Source organism: Bradyrhizobium ontarionense (assembly GCF_021088345.1).
Classification (GTDB): Bacteria; Pseudomonadota; Alphaproteobacteria; order Rhizobiales; family Xanthobacteraceae; genus Bradyrhizobium; species Bradyrhizobium ontarionense.
In genome coordinates this window covers 2,412,922-2,427,742 of the sequence record NZ_CP088156.1, presented here as the reverse complement: position 1 = coordinate 2,427,742, position 14,821 = coordinate 2,412,922, and the positions used below count along the sequence as shown (strand labels likewise).

The 14,821-nt window shown below is 66.2% G+C and carries 13 protein-coding genes; 7 read left to right on the top strand and 6 right to left on the bottom strand.

The annotated features are described in order from the left end of the window. Positions 1 to 634: 634 nt before the first annotated feature. Positions 635 to 1,717, top strand: a complete 1,083-nt coding sequence (locus LQG66_RS11075; RefSeq protein ID WP_231326259.1) for an AI-2E family transporter — start codon at positions 635 to 637, stop codon at positions 1,715 to 1,717. A gap of 215 nt (positions 1,718 to 1,932) precedes the next feature. Here the strand turns inward: LQG66_RS11075 and LQG66_RS11070 are convergent, their stop codons facing one another. The 4 genes from LQG66_RS11070 to LQG66_RS11055 all read right to left on the bottom strand — a co-directional run bounded on the left by LQG66_RS11070 (position 1,933) and on the right by LQG66_RS11055 (position 6,498). After that, the gene (locus tag LQG66_RS11070; protein WP_231326258.1) at positions 1,933 to 2,898 is read right to left on the bottom strand and encodes an amidohydrolase family protein; all 966 of its coding nucleotides are present in this window, start codon (positions 2,896 to 2,898) and stop codon (positions 1,933 to 1,935) included. Positions 2,899 to 3,362: 464 nt separating this feature from the next. After that, positions 3,363 to 4,781 carry a TolC family outer membrane protein gene (locus LQG66_RS11065; RefSeq protein ID WP_231326257.1) on the bottom strand — a complete coding sequence of 473 codons (1,419 nt, stop codon included), beginning with the start codon at positions 4,779 to 4,781 and terminating at the stop codon, positions 3,363 to 3,365. A 476-nt stretch (positions 4,782 to 5,257) separates the two neighbouring features. Beyond that, the gene (locus tag LQG66_RS11060; RefSeq protein ID WP_231326256.1) at positions 5,258 to 6,037 is read right to left on the bottom strand and encodes an enoyl-CoA hydratase; all 780 of its coding nucleotides are present in this window, start codon (positions 6,035 to 6,037) and stop codon (positions 5,258 to 5,260) included. An 83-nt stretch (positions 6,038 to 6,120) separates the two neighbouring features. Beyond that, the gene (locus tag LQG66_RS11055) at positions 6,121 to 6,498 is read right to left on the bottom strand and encodes a hypothetical protein (protein ID WP_231326255.1); all 378 of its coding nucleotides are present in this window, start codon (positions 6,496 to 6,498) and stop codon (positions 6,121 to 6,123) included. Between the two features lie 324 nt (positions 6,499 to 6,822). Here LQG66_RS11055 and LQG66_RS11050 point away from each other — a divergent pair, with 324 nt between their 5' ends. Together LQG66_RS11050 and LQG66_RS11045 are read left to right on the top strand one after the other, a co-directional pair. Then, the gene (locus LQG66_RS11050) at positions 6,823 to 7,368 is read left to right on the top strand and encodes a sigma-70 family RNA polymerase sigma factor (protein ID WP_256460613.1); all 546 of its coding nucleotides are present in this window, start codon (positions 6,823 to 6,825) and stop codon (positions 7,366 to 7,368) included. Between the two features lie 2 nt (positions 7,369 to 7,370). Beyond that, positions 7,371 to 8,009, top strand: coding sequence for an NrsF family protein (locus LQG66_RS11045; RefSeq protein WP_231326254.1), 639 nt, complete (start codon positions 7,371 to 7,373; stop codon positions 8,007 to 8,009). Between the two features lie 7 nt (positions 8,010 to 8,016). Here the strand turns inward: LQG66_RS11045 and LQG66_RS11040 are convergent, their stop codons facing one another. After that, positions 8,017 to 9,126: a DUF2336 domain-containing protein gene (locus LQG66_RS11040; RefSeq protein ID WP_231326253.1), complete on the bottom strand. Its 1,110-nt coding sequence runs from the start codon at positions 9,124 to 9,126 to the stop codon at positions 8,017 to 8,019. A gap of 27 nt (positions 9,127 to 9,153) precedes the next feature. After that, positions 9,154 to 10,302: a sensor domain-containing diguanylate cyclase gene (locus tag LQG66_RS11035; RefSeq protein WP_231326252.1), complete on the bottom strand. Its 1,149-nt coding sequence runs from the start codon at positions 10,300 to 10,302 to the stop codon at positions 9,154 to 9,156. Positions 10,303 to 10,622: 320 nt separating this feature from the next. On the opposite strand from LQG66_RS11035, the gene LQG66_RS11030 reads away from it, so the two are divergent. The 4 genes from LQG66_RS11030 to LQG66_RS11015 all read left to right on the top strand — a co-directional run bounded on the left by LQG66_RS11030 (position 10,623) and on the right by LQG66_RS11015 (position 14,817). Continuing rightward, the gene (locus LQG66_RS11030; protein ID WP_231326251.1) at positions 10,623 to 11,192 is read left to right on the top strand and encodes a sigma-70 family RNA polymerase sigma factor; all 570 of its coding nucleotides are present in this window, start codon (positions 10,623 to 10,625) and stop codon (positions 11,190 to 11,192) included. Further along, complete coding sequence (locus tag LQG66_RS11025) at positions 11,189 to 12,052, top strand: hypothetical protein (RefSeq protein ID WP_231326250.1); 864 nt, start codon at positions 11,189 to 11,191, stop codon at positions 12,050 to 12,052. Before LQG66_RS11030 ends, LQG66_RS11025 begins: the two co-directional genes overlap by 4 nt. Before the next feature lie 33 nt (positions 12,053 to 12,085). Beyond that, entirely contained in the window at positions 12,086 to 13,792 is a 1,707-nt protein-coding gene (locus LQG66_RS11020) for a S8 family serine peptidase (protein ID WP_231326249.1), read from the top strand. A 431-nt stretch (positions 13,793 to 14,223) separates the two neighbouring features. After that, positions 14,224 to 14,817 (top strand): TIGR03809 family protein, encoded by a 594-nt coding sequence (locus LQG66_RS11015; RefSeq protein WP_231326248.1) that lies wholly within the window; start codon positions 14,224 to 14,226, stop codon positions 14,815 to 14,817. Positions 14,818 to 14,821 lie beyond the last annotated feature (4 nt).

Genomic DNA, 14,821 nt, shown 5'->3' with positions numbered 1-14,821 from the left:
CGCTGGCCGCACCCATGGCCCGCGTGCGAAAGAAAGTGCACGCGGCGGTCACCACAGGTTCAGCCGAGACATCCCGGCATTCCCCGCGCGATGGTTTTAACGCTTATACGCGCTCTCCCCGGGGACCGGCGTTCTTGCCCCCGTCGATCGCGGAGTTCATCGAGACTCCGCAACCTTGGCCTCAGCACCGGGAGGCCAGGACCACGCGACTTCGCGTCCGCAAGCGCATCGTTCGTCCGCGCATCACGCGCGTCGGTGCTCTCACGTCCACCGCATTGCCGGCCCAACGTATCGTGACGACGCGTACGCCCCTCATCCGGACCGGAACGCGGGCAGCATACGCCTGATTTGCTGATTTTCAGAAGCGATTTATTTTTCGCGCAGGCTCTTGAAGCGGTGCTTGTCATTGAACGCGCGAGCAAAATCAGCGTTTCGGCGCCCGGCTTCGCCACGTATCCGATCGTCATTCCAGGGCCGCCACGCCAGCGGCCCAGTCCGGAATCCATCGACACGAACGGTCGTCGAGTCCAAACGCCAACTCGAACGTTGACGGTGTTGGCGGCAAGCGATTCGCCGCGTAGAGCAGATCAAGCGGCGGGTCCAAGTGGTGTTCCCGGTCCGATAGGAAATCCACATGCGTAGCTTCGAAGACAGAGTCCTGTTGCTCCTGCTCGTCGCGATATCACTGACGTTCGGGTGGATCCTTCTGCCATTCTACGGAGCCGTTCTGTGGGGTGTTATCGGTGCGATCGTCTTTGCGCCACTTCATCGTCGATTGTCGCGATCGATTCACGAACGTCGTGGCCTTGCAGCGGTCGTGGTCGTGTTGCTCGTCGTCCTGATTGTCATTCTCCCGCTGTCGCTGATTGCGGCGTCGTTGGCGCAGGAGGCGTCCGGTGTCTACAAACAGCTTCAGTCCGGTGAGCTGGACATCGGACAATATTTTCAAAGAATGCTGGACGCGTTTCCCACGTGGGTGGTCGATCTGCTCAACCGTTTCGGGCTCGGCAGCCTGGCTGGGATGAAAGACAAGCTGTCGGCCGGCCTGCTGAAGGGCAGCCAGATCCTTGCAGGCCAGGCGCTCAATATCGGTCAGGGCACCTTCGAGCTGTTCGTCGATCTGTTCTTCATGCTTTATCTGCTGTTCTTCCTCCTTCGTGATGCCGAGACGTTGTCGAAGCGCATCAGGGACGCCATTCCACTGCGCCCGGAACAACTGAATGCGCTGCTGCTCAAGTTCACGGTCGTCATCCGCGCGACGGTGAAGGGCAGTCTGCTCGTCGCTCTGGCGCAAGGTGCGCTGGGCGGCCTGATCTTCTGGTTTCTCGATATCCCCGCGTCCTTGCTATGGGCGGTCGTGATGGCTTTCCTGTCCTTGCTTCCTGCCGTCGGAGCGGGCCTGGTCTGGTTTCCGGTCGCGCTCTATCTTCTCGCGACCGGATCGATCTGGCAGGGCGTGGTTCTGATCGCCTATGGCGCCCTCGTTATCGGCCTGGTCGACAATGTCCTGCGTCCGATCCTGGTCGGACAGGACACCAAGATGCCCGACTACGTGGTGTTGATCTCGACATTGGGCGGGATCGAGGTGTTCGGTCTCAATGGCTTCGTCATCGGGCCCGTGATTGCAGCGATGTTCATCGCGATCTGGGACATGTTTTCCGCCGCGCGACGCGAGGCGGCTGTCGCGGCTGAAACCACGGGTGGGGCGGATGGATGAACGGAGCGCGGTGCGCGATTTGAGGTGATGGCGGCGCCAGGGGGGCTGTGCTTCAGGAACCCGCCAGGCCAGATTGGTTTGCCGTCATTCCGGGGCAGCCGCGCCGTTTTTGACTCAGTAGTATTAGCGGGGCGTAATCCGCCATCGCATGACCACGGGTAGTTGGGCGGGTTACGCTCCGCTAACCCGCCCAACTAACTAACACAGCGTACCCCTCAAAACCCGTACAATCTCGCCGGATTGTCGACCAGGATCTTCTTGCGGATCGCGGCGTCGGGCGCCCAGACCGGCAGCTGATTCATCAGGCGGCCGTCGTCGATCTGATAATAGGGCCTGACGTCGGTGACCTTGAGCTCGGGATGGGCCGAAGAATCCGGGTGCGGCCAGTCGGTGCCCCACACGATGCGGTCCGGATTGGCCTCGATCAGCGTCTTGGCGAACGGGATCACGTCCGGATAGTCCGGACCGCGCGTCGAGGCGCGGTAGGCGCCGGAGATCTTCACATAGGCCTTACCGCTTCGGACGAGCTCGACGAGGTCGCCGAAGCCCGGCTGCTCGAGGCCGAGGGCGGCCTGCGCGCCGCCGAAATGATCAAACACGGCGGGCACCGGCGACTGCAGCACGAGGTCCTTGATCGCCGCGATCATCGGCGTGTTGGTGTAGAGCTGGACGTGCCAGCCGCGTGCCTTCATGCGATCGACCGCGGCCTGGAAGCGGGCGCGGCCGACGGAGGGATCATTGATGCCGCCGGTCGCGAGATTGAGGCGGATGCCGCGGAAGCCGTCCGCGTTCATCGCATCCAGCTGGCCCTCGGTGGTCTTGTCGTCGATGACGGCGACACCGCGCGCATCGTTGCCGCGCGCCTTCATGCCGAACAGCGTCGCCGAATTGTCGGTGCCGTAGACGCTCGGCGTCACGATCACGACGCGCTGGATGTGCAGCGCCTTGTGCAGCGCCGCCATCTCCTCCGGCGAGGCCGGCTCGGGTGTGTAGACGCGGCCGGCGAAGAACGGGAATTTTTCCGGATCGCCGTGAATGTGGGTGTGGCAGTCGCAGGCGCCGGCCGGCACGTCGAAATCGACCGGTGTCGCAGGCTGCGCCGCCTTGGCGCGGACGGCTGTGGTGTCCGTCGTCACTCCGGCGGCGAGCGAAGCTAGCAGCAGGCTGCGGCGGTTCAGCATGGTGATCCTCCCGGGATGTCGCGCGTGCGTTGAGCGTGACGCGCGTGTTGTCGAGGAAGGGTGGACCGGCGCGGAGCAGGGGGCAAGAGCGAACAGCGTCGCAAAAAGCTCGGTGTCATCCCCGCGCACGCGGGGATCCATAACCACAGGAGGTCGTGTGGCGGCACACGCGTGGCTCCGATCTCGTTCCACCACATCGTCCTGGGGGTATGGGTCCCGGGTCGGCGCCTCCACGGCGCTGGCACGCCGTTCCGGCTTGCCCGGGACGACAGCGGAGGGTGAGGTCGCTCGCTCCCATCTCACTGTGGTTTGACGACCGCGAGGCTCGACAAGACCTCGTGAGCCCGCCGCATTGGCCTCATTAAGGCACGATTATGCTTCCCCGATCGGGACACTTATTCGCGCCTCAATTGGCCCTTTGTGGCAGCATCGTGGAATACTGTTCACGATGCGCCGATCGCGCCCTACTGCCCCGACGGCGTGCGCAGGCCGTGCCAGGCGTCGCGGACCTGGTGGTAGTGAACCTCCGGCAGATAGTCCGGCGTGTTCAGATTGAGGTTCTTGACGTCGAGCCGGCCGACGGCGCTGAGCAGCGTGTAGGAGGCGATGACGCGGTCGCGCTGGGCGCCGATCAGCCGCGCCTTGGCCTGGATCAGGTCGGCCTGCGAGTTCAAGACGTCGACCGTGGTGCGCTGGCCGCCCTGCGCCTCGCGCGAGACGCCCTGCAGCGCGACGGTCGCGGCCTTCACCTCGGCCTCGGAGGCGCTGACGGCGACCTTGGCGCCTTCATTGGCGACCCAGGCGCTGACCACGGCGGTGCGGGCCTGGTTGCGGACCTGATCGAGCACGAGGCGGCTCTGCGCCGCGACCTCCTTGGCCTGCCGCGTTTGCGAGGCCGCGGTGCCGCCATCATAGATCGGCGCGGTGACGCTGCCGACGATCGAGGCCTGGTCGGTGCCGAAAGTGCCGAGCGTCTGATCCGAATCGCGGCTGCGGCTGACACTGCCTTGCAAGGTCACGCTCGGCAGCAGTGCGCCCTCAGCGACGTGAATCGAGGTCGATGCGACGTCGACGTCGAAGCTGGCGGCGGCCACCGCCGGGTTTTCCTTGCTGGCGAGCGCGGTCGCATCCTCGCGGCTGCGCGGCAGCAGGCGATCGATCGGGTCGGCTGTGCGGAGCAGGCTCGGCGTCATGCCGATCACCTGCGCGTAGGTGGCCTGGCTGATGGCGAGATTGACCTCGGACGCGTTGAGGTCGGAGAGCCCGCGCGACAGCCGCGCTTCCGCCTGCGCCGAGTCGGTCGGGGTGACGTCGCCGGCGTTGAGGCGGCGTTGCGTGACCGACAGCGTTTCGCGCAGGAAGGCGACGTTCGAGCGCTGCGCCTCGACCAGCGACTGATTCGCGAGCACGTTGGTGTAGGCGGTCACGGCATCGAGCAGGACGCCCTGGCCGACATTGCGCAGCGCCTCGCGGCCCGACTGCACCTGCAGCTCCGCCATCCGCACGCTGTTGGCGGTCCGAAAGCCGTTGAACAGCGTCTGCGTGACGGTCACGCCGATGGTCCAGGGCTTCAAGGTTGCGGTCTGGATCGTGTTGGTGGGCAGCAGGTTGCGCACCGCCTGCAGTCCGGCACCAAGGCTCGCGATGAGCTGCGGCCGATAGCCGGCCAGCGCCTGCGGCACGTTCTCGTCGGTGGCGCGCTGCCGGGCACGTTCGGCGTTGAGGGCCGGGTTGGTCTGATAGGCCTTGGTCAGCGCGGTCGCGAGATCTTCGGCGCGTGCCGGCGAGCAGACTGCGACAAGGCTGGCGGCGATGGACAGGCCAAGGCCGATCCGCCGTGCACGCACCCTGCCGACGCCAAATTCTTTGGCTCGACCCACCATCCGACTCCGCCGCGTCCCATTGTCTTAACCGGTTGTTTACCTGTTTAGGGCGGATGGCTGCCACACACAAACCGCCGGTGTGAAATTCGGCAGGCTTTTCCATGGTTTGTTGTGGCGGTCTCGCCACAGACCAACGGTCGCGGTGCTGCGCGGCATGGCCGCGCGGTAGGCGGGTGGGTGGGTGGAGAGCGATGCCCCAGGTGTGCGTCGCGAATCGCCGTCCAGCTGCAAGCTACTTGGCTCAGTCTCGCTGCTCGCTCGATGTACCTCTCCCGGCTTGCGGGGAGAGGTCGGATTGCATCGCAGATGCAATCCGGGTGAGGGGGTACAGGTCTCACCATGCGCACCACCCGTGCGCCTGCACCTCACCCCAACCCTCTCCCCGTGAAGAACGGGGAGAGGGAGCTGACCGTCTGTGCCGCGACGGTCGGGCTCATCTCACGATGGGCATTCAGCCTGGCTGAACCGTGCCGCTCTCACCGGTTCTTGTTGACCGGCTTGCGCTTCTCGATGAACGCCGCCATGCCCTCGGCGCGGTCCTCCAGCGCGAAGGTGGCGTGGAACAGGTTGCGCTCGACGTTCATGCCTTCCGAGAGCGGGGTCTCGAAGGCGCGGTTCACAGCCTCCTTGGCCATGGCTGCCGCGGGACGTGACATCGCGGCGATCTTCTCGGCCGCCGCCATCACCTCGTCCATGAGCTTGTCGGCCGGCACGATGCGGCTGACGAGGCCGGCGCGCTCGGCTTCCGCCGCATCCATCATGCGGCCGGTGAGACAGAGGTCCATCGCCTTGGCCTTGCCGATCGCGCGCGTCAGGCGCTGGGTGCCGCCGATGCCCGGGATGGTGCCGAGCGTGATTTCCGGCTGACCGAATTTCGCGGTGTCGGAGCAGATGATGAAGTCGCACATCATCGCGAGCTCGCAGCCGCCGCCGAGCGCATAGCCCGACACGGCGGCGATCGTGGGCTTGCGGCAGCGCGCGACGCGATCGCCGCCGATCGCGGTGAAGTCGCTCGAGAACATGTCGATGAAGGTCTTGGGCTGCATCTCCTTGATGTCGGCCCCGGCTGCAAAGGCCTTCTCGCTGCCGGTGATCACGATGCAGCCGATCGCGTCGTCGGCTTCGAGATCGTCGACGGCGGCGGCGATCTCGCCGAACACGCCGAACGACAGCGCATTGAGCATCTTGGGCCGGTTCAGCGTGATCAGTCCGACCGCGCCTTTGCCTTCGACGATGATGTGCTCGTAAACGCTCATGATCCCACCCCGCAAATCAAAACAGCGGGCAATGTGCCCGCTGGACGGTTGCGCATCAAGTAGGAGGACCGCCGTGCGGCGTCTCAGATCATGAACATCCGGGCGGCCGAGCCCAGCGTCAGCAGGGTGCCGCAGGCGATGAAGATCTTGCCGATGATCGAGGCCTTGTCCCAGCCGGAACTGTCGTCATTGCTGACGGTGACGAGGTTCACGGTGGCATCCTCGGTCTGTGCCGCGTCGCCGGCGTCGGCCGATTGCGCGGCAGGCGCAGCCTGGGCGTCGGCCTGCGGCGGCGCCGGGAAGGCGTCCTGCCTGGCCTGCGGCGCGCTGTCCGACCCGACCGGCAGGAACGGGCTGTAGGTCTGCGTCTCGGCCGCGTGCGACAATCCAGTGCCAACAAGGCCCAGAACGAACGCGGCGGCAATGATCAATGCTGAACGTCCACTGGCTTGGATCGTCATCGTTGGTCGTCTCCCCATCCTGCCAGCCCGGGGCGGAGTGAGACCCCCACACATGTCGAGATCGGGGCAGAAAATGGGTATCTTCCTGCCTCTGGGGGCGAAAGCTGGGCGGCGCCGGACTTTTATGACGTCGTCTACAAACCCGATCCTGCAACGCGCGATTCGGTGCTATGGAGCGGTTCCGAGACTTGCCGGCTGGCGTGCTCGCGATGTGGCGTAACTCGGATGGTTCCGAGGCTAAGCCCTTGATCACGAACTAGTGATCAGCTGCATCGCAGAGTAACAATCTGAAAGTTTGGGCGAATTGGTTGGGTGGGAGCGCAGGTGCGCGAACGTGACGACGAGTGGACGGGCTGGATGCGTCAGGCCGTCGCCGGAGACGACGAGGCCTATCATCGTCTGCTGAAGGCGATCACGCCCGTGTTGCGCGCCGCATCACGGCGGGGCTTGGCGCGCGCCGGCCAGCCCCCCGACCAGGCCGAGGATATCGTGCAGGAAATTCTGTTGGCGGTTCACCTGAAGCGACACACCTGGGACGTGAACGCGCCGTTCGCGCCCTGGCTGTTTGCGATCGCCCGCAACAAGCTGATCGACATGCTGCGCCGGCGCGGCCGGCGGGTGTTCGTCGACATCGACGATTTCTCGGAGACGCTGGCCGACGAGCCGCCGGCGCCGACCGTCTCCGCCAGCGAGGTCGAGGCGCAGCTCAACACGCTGCCGAAGCGGCAGCGCGACGTGCTGCAATCGATCGCGGTGGAAGCGAGCTCGATCAAGCAGACGGCGGAGAAATTCGCGATGAGCGAGGGCGCGGTGCGGGTGGCGCTGCATCGTGCGCTCTCGAGCCTCACGGCCAAGCTACGGGACGCATGACCATGGACACCGATCAGCTCATCCGCTCGCTCGCCGCCGACAATGCACAACACGCGCAGCCGGTCGGCATCGTGCTGGCGCTGGCCCTGATGGCGGCGACGCCGGTGTCGACGGCGATGCTGTTTCTCGGCCTCGGCATTCGGCCGGACATCTGGCTCGCCGTGCGCAATCCGTTCTTCGACCTGAAGTTCGTCGTGACCATGGCGCTGGCAATCCCGGCGCTGGTGATCGGCCTGCATCTGTCGCGGCCCGAGGCGTCGCTGCAGGGCTGGAGCTGGCTGCTGATCGCGCCGGTGGTCGTGCTCGTCGGCGGCATCGCGGTCGAGATGATGCTGCCGCAGCGGGCGCCGATGATGGCGCGGCTGGTCGGCCACAATTCGATGCTGTGCGTGAGCGCCATTCCGGTGCTGTCGCTGCCGCTTCTGGCGGCTTCGCTGTTCGGCCTGCGCCACGGCGCGCCGTCGCGCCCTGCCACGGCGGGCGCGATTGCCGGGCTCGTCTCGGCCGGCGTCGCCGCGACGCTGTATGCGGCGCATTGCGTCGATGATTCGCCGCTGTTCGTCGCGACCTGGTACACCGTCGCGACGCTCATCGTCGCCGGGCTCGGCGCCCTGATCGGTGCGCGCGTGCTGCGCTACTGAGCCCAGCTCAGGCCCGCATCGGCGTGGCGGCTTCCTGGACGCGGTGGAAGCGCAGCACCTGCTGCGCGGTGGACCGCCGCAGCCGCTCATAGGTGGCCCTGCTGGCGACGAGATCGGTCGCTGCCGCGCCCGCCAGTTCATCCCGCATCAGGATGATCGACTCGACCGTCGGCCATGACAGGCCTGCGACCTTGGCGAGGATCATCACGCCCTCGGCGCGGCTTTCGATCATGATGCTCTCGGCCACCGCGATCGGCACGTTGGCCATGGCGGCGACCGCGGCGTTGGCCTCGTCGAACTTTCGCGCCCCGGTGAATCGCGCGACCAGCTGGTCGTCGAGCCGGCCATCGGCATGCAGCGAGCGCACCAGCGCGTGCGCGATCTCCGTCTGGCTGGTCAGTGCCACCGCACTCGACCGCGCGCGCCGGCCCGCCGTCCGTACCGCCGAAGAGACCTCCTGCGCCAAATCGGGGTTGGCAGCTTCGAGCCGGGCGCGGACCGTGGCGGACGCCTTGGACACCAGTCTCAGAAACAGATGGCGCGGCAGGTTGGGGCGCATCGCGAGACATGCGGCCAGGCCCTCGTCGAGCGCCGCGCGATCGATGAGCGTGTCGAAGCTGCGCCCCGACAGATCCGCGCCCGGATTGCTGACGGTGCTGTGGATCACCTGGTCGTTGCCGCGCATCAGCAGGATGTCGGTGACGGCCCGGCTCAGCACGCGGCGGATCGAGATCGCGAGCAGATGGGCCTGGCTCTTGGTCTGCGCCGTCCTGATCAGCGCGGCCTCATCGAGCCGTTCGGATCTCGACAGCACCGGACCGGCGACCTCGATCGCATCGTCGTCGGCCAGCCGGCGCAGCGTCCGCGGCGGCGCGCGGTCGTGCGGCGCCAGCCGGGTCGCGAGCAGCGCCCGGGCCGAGGTCTCGATGTGGTCGATCAGGCATTCGAAGACGTCGTCGAACAGCGCAATCTGGTCCTCGGCGAAGTCGACGGCGCCGTCGACGAACAGGTCCGTCACCCTGCGCAGGGTCTCGACCCTGCGCGCAACGGTGCCGTGCGCGAGCGTGTCCTGCAGCTCGTCGAGCAGGCTTTCGTTGGGTGTGGGTGTCGAGCTCATCGTGGCCGAGGCAATTTGCGGACCCGGTCAGGCGCTGGTGACGCGATTGCGTCCCTGGGCCTTCGAGTCGTAGAGCGCGCGATCGGCCCGGGCGAGCAGCGAGTCGGTCGTCTCGTCGCCGCGCGGCGCCGCAACCCCGGCTGAGAACGTGACCTGCAGGCCGGCGGAGAACGCGCTCCAGTCGAGGCCGGCGATGATCTGGCGCAGGCGTTCGGCGAGCCGTGTTGCGGCGTCCGCCGGCGCGCCGGGTAGCACCAGCAGGAATTCCTCGCCGCCATAACGGCCGAAACGGTCACCGCCGCGGATGTTGGCGAACATCGTGATGGCGAAGGTCCGCAGCACGTCGTCGCCGGTCGGATGACCATGCGCATCGTTGATGCGCTTGAACCAGTCGAGATCGATCAGCACGATCGAGCAGGGGGTGCCGTTCTGCCGCGCCTGCGCCATCGCCTCGTCCAGCACCTGCATGATGGAGCGCCGGTTCAACGCGCCGGTCAGCTCGTCGATCTCTGCCAGCTCCTCGATGCGGCGATAGGCCTCTTTCAGCTTCATGCCGCGTTGATACAGCGTCTCGCGCAGCGCGCTCGAGAAGATGCCCAGGAACATGCAGCCGGCGATGGTGAGGAGGAACACCAGCAGTGTCGCGAGCCGCTCCAGCCCGTTGTCGTGCGGCATGCCGAGCGGCTTGTCGGTCAGCAGGAACAATCCGGCCAGCCCGAGCGCCAGGAACGTCCAGCACACCGCGGTCTGGCGCGGGGTCGCCCGGAGCGAGCTGAAGCCGACGACGATGTAGAGGGTGCAGAGGAAGAGGATGCTGACTTCCGGCGCGATGTAGCAGAACGCGACCGTGACCATCATGCTGATCAACGATTGCGGCACGACCAGATAGTGGTCCCTGAAGCGGTCGTTGAAGCCGCTCTCCGACAGCGTGGTCCAAAAGGCGACGGTGAGAATTCCAATTGCCGCGTAGGCCGGCGCAATCGTGACCGGCACGGTGCCCGCCTGCGCATAGATCAGGAGGATGATCGCATCGATCAGGTAGCAGCCTGCGGTCATCGCCAGCATCTGGCGGCGCCGGCCGGCACGTCGGACGCGCAGGTCGGCCGGCGAAGGCGACGTCGAGCCGCCCGCCTCGGCAACGAGCGGTATCGAAAGAGGCGGTGCCATGGTGCCCATTTGTTCGCAAATCGGATCGCCGGGCAAAAATCTACGTGGGAAAGCCTTTAGCTTTGGTATCTATGCAACTGGGACGACGACACGCGGGCGTATTGCCGTGGCCCGGAATTCACGGATTCCGGAGCGGCCGTGGCAGGGATTGGGCGCAACATGGCAGGCGGGAACACACCGGTCGCCGTCGACCGGGCTGAGGCGCGAAAATCTGCAGGTCTGTGCGCCAGCTCACACTTGGGGACGTATCTTTCCGGTATTTTCAAGAATTTTGCGGTTGTATTCGAACCGCAAGCTCGTTCCTCCCGACCAACTTTGCGAGACGGCCATTGAGCGTGACAGCAGCGGCGTCAGATGAAACCCTGATTGCCCGGATCGCTCAAGGCGACCGGCTCGCCATGCAGGTGCTCTACGGACGGCACCATGTCAGGGTGTACCGTTTCGGGCTCAGGCTCGTACGGAACGAACAGGCTGCTGAAGACCTCATCAGCGAGGTCTTTCTCGATGTGTGGCGTCAGGCTGGCAAGTTCGAGGGCCGTTCTGCCGTCTCCACCTGGCTCCTGGCGATCACGCGGTTCAAGGCTCTCTCGGCACTTCGGCGCCGCAAGGACGTTGAGCTGGAAGACGAGGCCGCGAATGCGATCGAGGACACGTCCGACGATCCGGAGGTTGCGGTCCAGAAGAAGAATACCGGGGAAGCATTGCGCAAGTGCCTGACGGCGCTTTCGCCTGACCACCGGGAGATCGTCGATCTCGTCTACTACCACGAGAAGTCCGTGGAGGAGGTGGCCGAGATCGTCGGAATTCCGGAGAACACCGTCAAGACGCGCCTGTTCTATGCGCGAAAGAAACTGGCCGAACTCCTGAAGGCGGCCGGCATTGAGCGAGGCTGGCCATGATGGCTTTGGGCAAGAAGATGCTGGAGTACGAGCCCGGTGAAATCGAACTGCTGCTGCCGTGGTACGCTGCCGGCACGCTGAACGCGCGTGACGTGCGCCGCGTCGAGGAGGCTCTCGCCGCCGATCCCGAACTCGCCAAGCAATACGCCGAGATTCAGAGCGAGTACGCCGAGACCATCGCGCTCAACGAAAGCCTCGGTGCGCCGTCGATGCGGGCGATGCACAAGCTGTTCGCTGCGATCGATGCGGATCCGGTGCAGAAGCCGGCGGTGTCGCGCGGCGTCCGCGCCCGCCTGATGGATTTCGTCGACAGCCTGTCGCCGCGCACATTGGCCTGGACGGTGAGCCTCGGCGCGCTTCTGGTGCTTGTGCAGGCCGGGGTCATCAGCGCGGTGCTGATGCGGTCGCAGACCGCGACCTATCAGACCGCCTCGCTCAGCCAGGACAAGGTTGCGGCCAGTGAGCCGGTGGCCAGGCCCGACGCTGCTGCTCCCAAGGTTGCTGCGCCGCCGCCGAGCGCCGTTGCGCCGGCTCCGCCGGAGCGGGCGGCCGAGAGCATGGCGCGTTCCCGCGTGGCCGAAGCCCCGGCGCCCGCCGCTCCCTTGATCCGCGGTCTCGGACCGCAGCCGGCAGCGCCGGCTGCCCCGGTGCACGCGCTGGTGCGGTTCGCGCCCGATGCGCGCATTGCCGACATCACGGCGCTTCTGGACGGCTATCAGGCGTCGATCCTCGAAAGTGCCAGGGGCGGCCTGTTCAAGCTGCAGCTCGGCGACCGGCCGCTGTCGAAGGCGGAGGCCGACGGCCTGATCGAACGGCTGTCACGGGAGAAGATCGTCAATCTCGCGGTGGCTGCGCCATAGCCTGCGCCGTCCGAGCGGTCATTCGGAGGCTCCATGTCGTTCAGCGCGTTGTTGCGGTCCGTAAGATCTCTGGCGTTGTTGAGCGCAGTCGCCGCGGCTGCCTTCGCGGGCGGCGATTTGCGCGCCCGGGCCCAGGCGATGCTGCGTTCGCCCACCCTCAACATCCCGAGCCGGACGCCGACCGTCACGAACATCCCGAGCCGGACGCCAAGCATTAATGCCGGCGCAGCGCTGCGCGCGCCGCCGCCGCATCTGCCGGGCGTTGCCGTGCGCCCGAGTCTGCCGAATGCGCGCTATTCGCCGAACCTGCAGGCCGCGTGCAGGCCGGCCGATCGCAGCGCATCGGGTGAGTGTCTCGACCGGCCGCCATTGGCGGCCGAGGCCGGCCAGGGCGGATCGGCTGTGGGGACATCGAAGGGCAAGTCGGCAAAGGGCAAGTTGGCCAAGGCGGGGCAACGCCGCGAGCCGGCCGCAGCCGCGGATCCCAAGACCATCGCCAACGAGCTCGTCGTCGAGATCGACGGCAGCCTCTCGACTGATCAGGCCGACGCGCTCGCGCGCCGCCATCGTCTGCAGCGTGTCAGCTCACAGGCCTTTCCGCTGATCGACGCGACCATCGGCCTGTTCCGCATGACCGACCGCCGATCCGTGGAGACGGTGAGCCGCGCCCTCGCGTCGGCTCGAGACGTGCGCTCGGTGCAGCCGAACTATCGCTATGCGCTGCAGGAGCAGATGTCGCCTCGAGCAGAAGGCGATCCAGCCCAATATGCGCTGGCAAAGCTGCGGCTGCCCGAAGCCCACAGGCTGGTGCAGGGCTCGAACGTCACGATCGCGGTGATCGATTCCGGCATCGATCTCAAGCACCCGGAATTCGTCGACGCGTCGTTCGATGCTTTCGATGCACTCGGCGCCGACGAAGGTCCGCAGGTCCACGGCACCGGCATCGCCGGCGTGATCGTGTCGCATGCGCGGCTGATGGGCAGCGCGCCCTATGCGCGGATCATCGCCATCCGTGCCTTCGGTGTCGGCAAGAAGAGTGGCGGCCCTGAGAGCAGCTCCTATGTGATCCTCAAGGCGCTGGACTACGCCGCGCTGCATGGCGCGCAGATCGTCAATATGAGCTTCGCCGGCCCGAAGGACCCGTTGCTCGAGCGGGCGATTGCGGCCGTCGCGGCCAAGGACATCGTGATGGTCGCCGCGGCCGGCAATGCCGGCGCGACGTCGCCGCCGCTCTATCCCGCCGCCAATCCGAACGTCATCGCGGTCAGCGCGACCGATACCAGGGATCAGCTGCTGCCGGCGTCGAACCGCGGCAACTACATCGCGCTCGCCGCACCCGGCGCCGACATCTTCCTGCCCGCGCCCGATGGCAAGTATCAGGTGATTTCCGGGACCTCGTTTTCCGCGGCCTATGTCAGCGGGCTCGCGGCCCTGGTGCTGGAACGCAATCCGGCACTGAAGCCGGAGACGGTCCGCACCGTGCTGACCAGGACTGCACGCGATTTGGGATCGCCGGGGCGGGACGATCTGTTCGGGGCAGGCGAGGCGGATGCCCTGGCGGCGGTCCAGGCGGTGGTGTCGCCACAGGATGCTCCGGCGGCGTCGGCCGCTCCGTCGGTGGAACTGCCGCGCGACATGGGGCAGGAGGCTGCGCCGGCGCGCGAGCTGCGTCCGGCATCGGCCGCCTCGGCCTCGCGTGAATCTGCCGGCGGCACGTTGCTGCTGCCAGCCCAGCAGTAGCTGCAGAGACGCCGTCAACGTTTTCGTGAACGCTGGAAAATTCCCACCCTCGTTTTGAACGTGTGCCGGGGCGGTCACGACAGAAGGTATGTGGGAGCGGTGATCCCCTCCCCAGGCTATATACGGCGCGAGCGCCCATCCACCCCAAGCGCCCATATGGCTCGAGCCGTCCGGTTGTCCCCCCGGACGGCTCTTTCATTTTTGGACGGCTCTGCATCGTCGGGTTGTTTGTCGCCGTGCAGCATCGCGCTGACGTTGTGAGATGCGACGGCCGGGGCGAAAAAATGCGCCAGGAATTCCGAACAACTACGGTTTGGCGCCCAAAGAAGATGGCGTTAGCTAGACTTTATTAACCTTTTCCACAAAATAATCCCGTCACGTTGCGTTGATTCGTGCCGAGTGCGTCCGTCCCTTTTCTCACGGGCTCCTAAATGACACATCGACCGGACGTGGCTTGCAGCCGCGAACTGGCTGCACGCTGGTGCGCGCTCGCCGAAAGGCGGCTCGACCATCTGACCGAACTGTTCCAGAGCGGCCGGTGGCGCCGCTATTACACCGAGCAATCTCTCCTGGACGATATCCGGCATGCCAAGGCCGCGGTGCAGGCCTGGAAGGCGCTGTCCGTCGAACCCGAGGCGGTCAGTATCGTGCCCAGCCAGACGCCGTCCGTGGTCGCGGCCGTCCCACCGGCGCCGACGCGCCCGGCGGTGTCGGAGACGATCGCGTATCGCCCGATCGAGCTGCCGCGCTCGCTCGAAACCATCCTTGCGGAGTCCGAAATCATTGTTCAGGCCGAGATCGAGCTGGCCGGGGATGATCTGGAACCGGACTACGTCATCGAACCGGACTACGTGGTCGAGGAGGACATCGCGCCGGAGCCGACCGCTGCGGCGCCGCGCATCGACATGGCCGCGCTGGAGCAGGCTTTGAGCATCGGCATCGGCCACGAGGTGGAAGACCACGAGCCCATGGTCGATCTCGATGCCATCGAGCGCCGCTATCCGGCGTTGGCGCACGCCTATTGAGCGA

Bases quoted from the DNA above. Each gene is read 5' to 3' on its own strand.
- LQG66_RS11075 (WP_231326259.1), top strand. From the start codon at position 635: ATGCGTAGCTTCGAAGACAGAGTCCTGTTGCTCCTGCTCGTCGCGATA.
- LQG66_RS11070 (WP_231326258.1), bottom strand. From the start codon at position 2,898: ATGCTGAACCGCCGCAGCCTGCTGCTAGCTTCGCTCGCCGCCGGAGTG.
- LQG66_RS11065 (WP_231326257.1), bottom strand. From the start codon at position 4,781: ATGGTGGGTCGAGCCAAAGAATTTGGCGTCGGCAGGGTGCGTGCACGG.
- LQG66_RS11060 (WP_231326256.1), bottom strand. From the start codon at position 6,037: ATGAGCGTTTACGAGCACATCATCGTCGAAGGCAAAGGCGCGGTCGGA.
- LQG66_RS11055 (WP_231326255.1), bottom strand. From the start codon at position 6,498: ATGACGATCCAAGCCAGTGGACGTTCAGCATTGATCATTGCCGCCGCG.
- LQG66_RS11045 (WP_231326254.1), top strand. From the start codon at position 7,371: ATGGACACCGATCAGCTCATCCGCTCGCTCGCCGCCGACAATGCACAA.
- LQG66_RS11040 (WP_231326253.1), bottom strand. From the start codon at position 9,126: ATGAGCTCGACACCCACACCCAACGAAAGCCTGCTCGACGAGCTGCAG.
- LQG66_RS11035 (WP_231326252.1), bottom strand. From the start codon at position 10,302: ATGGGCACCATGGCACCGCCTCTTTCGATACCGCTCGTTGCCGAGGCG.
- LQG66_RS11025 (WP_231326250.1), top strand. From the start codon at position 11,189: ATGATGGCTTTGGGCAAGAAGATGCTGGAGTACGAGCCCGGTGAAATC.
- LQG66_RS11020 (WP_231326249.1), top strand. From the start codon at position 12,086: ATGTCGTTCAGCGCGTTGTTGCGGTCCGTAAGATCTCTGGCGTTGTTG.
- LQG66_RS11015 (WP_231326248.1), top strand. From the start codon at position 14,224: ATGACACATCGACCGGACGTGGCTTGCAGCCGCGAACTGGCTGCACGC.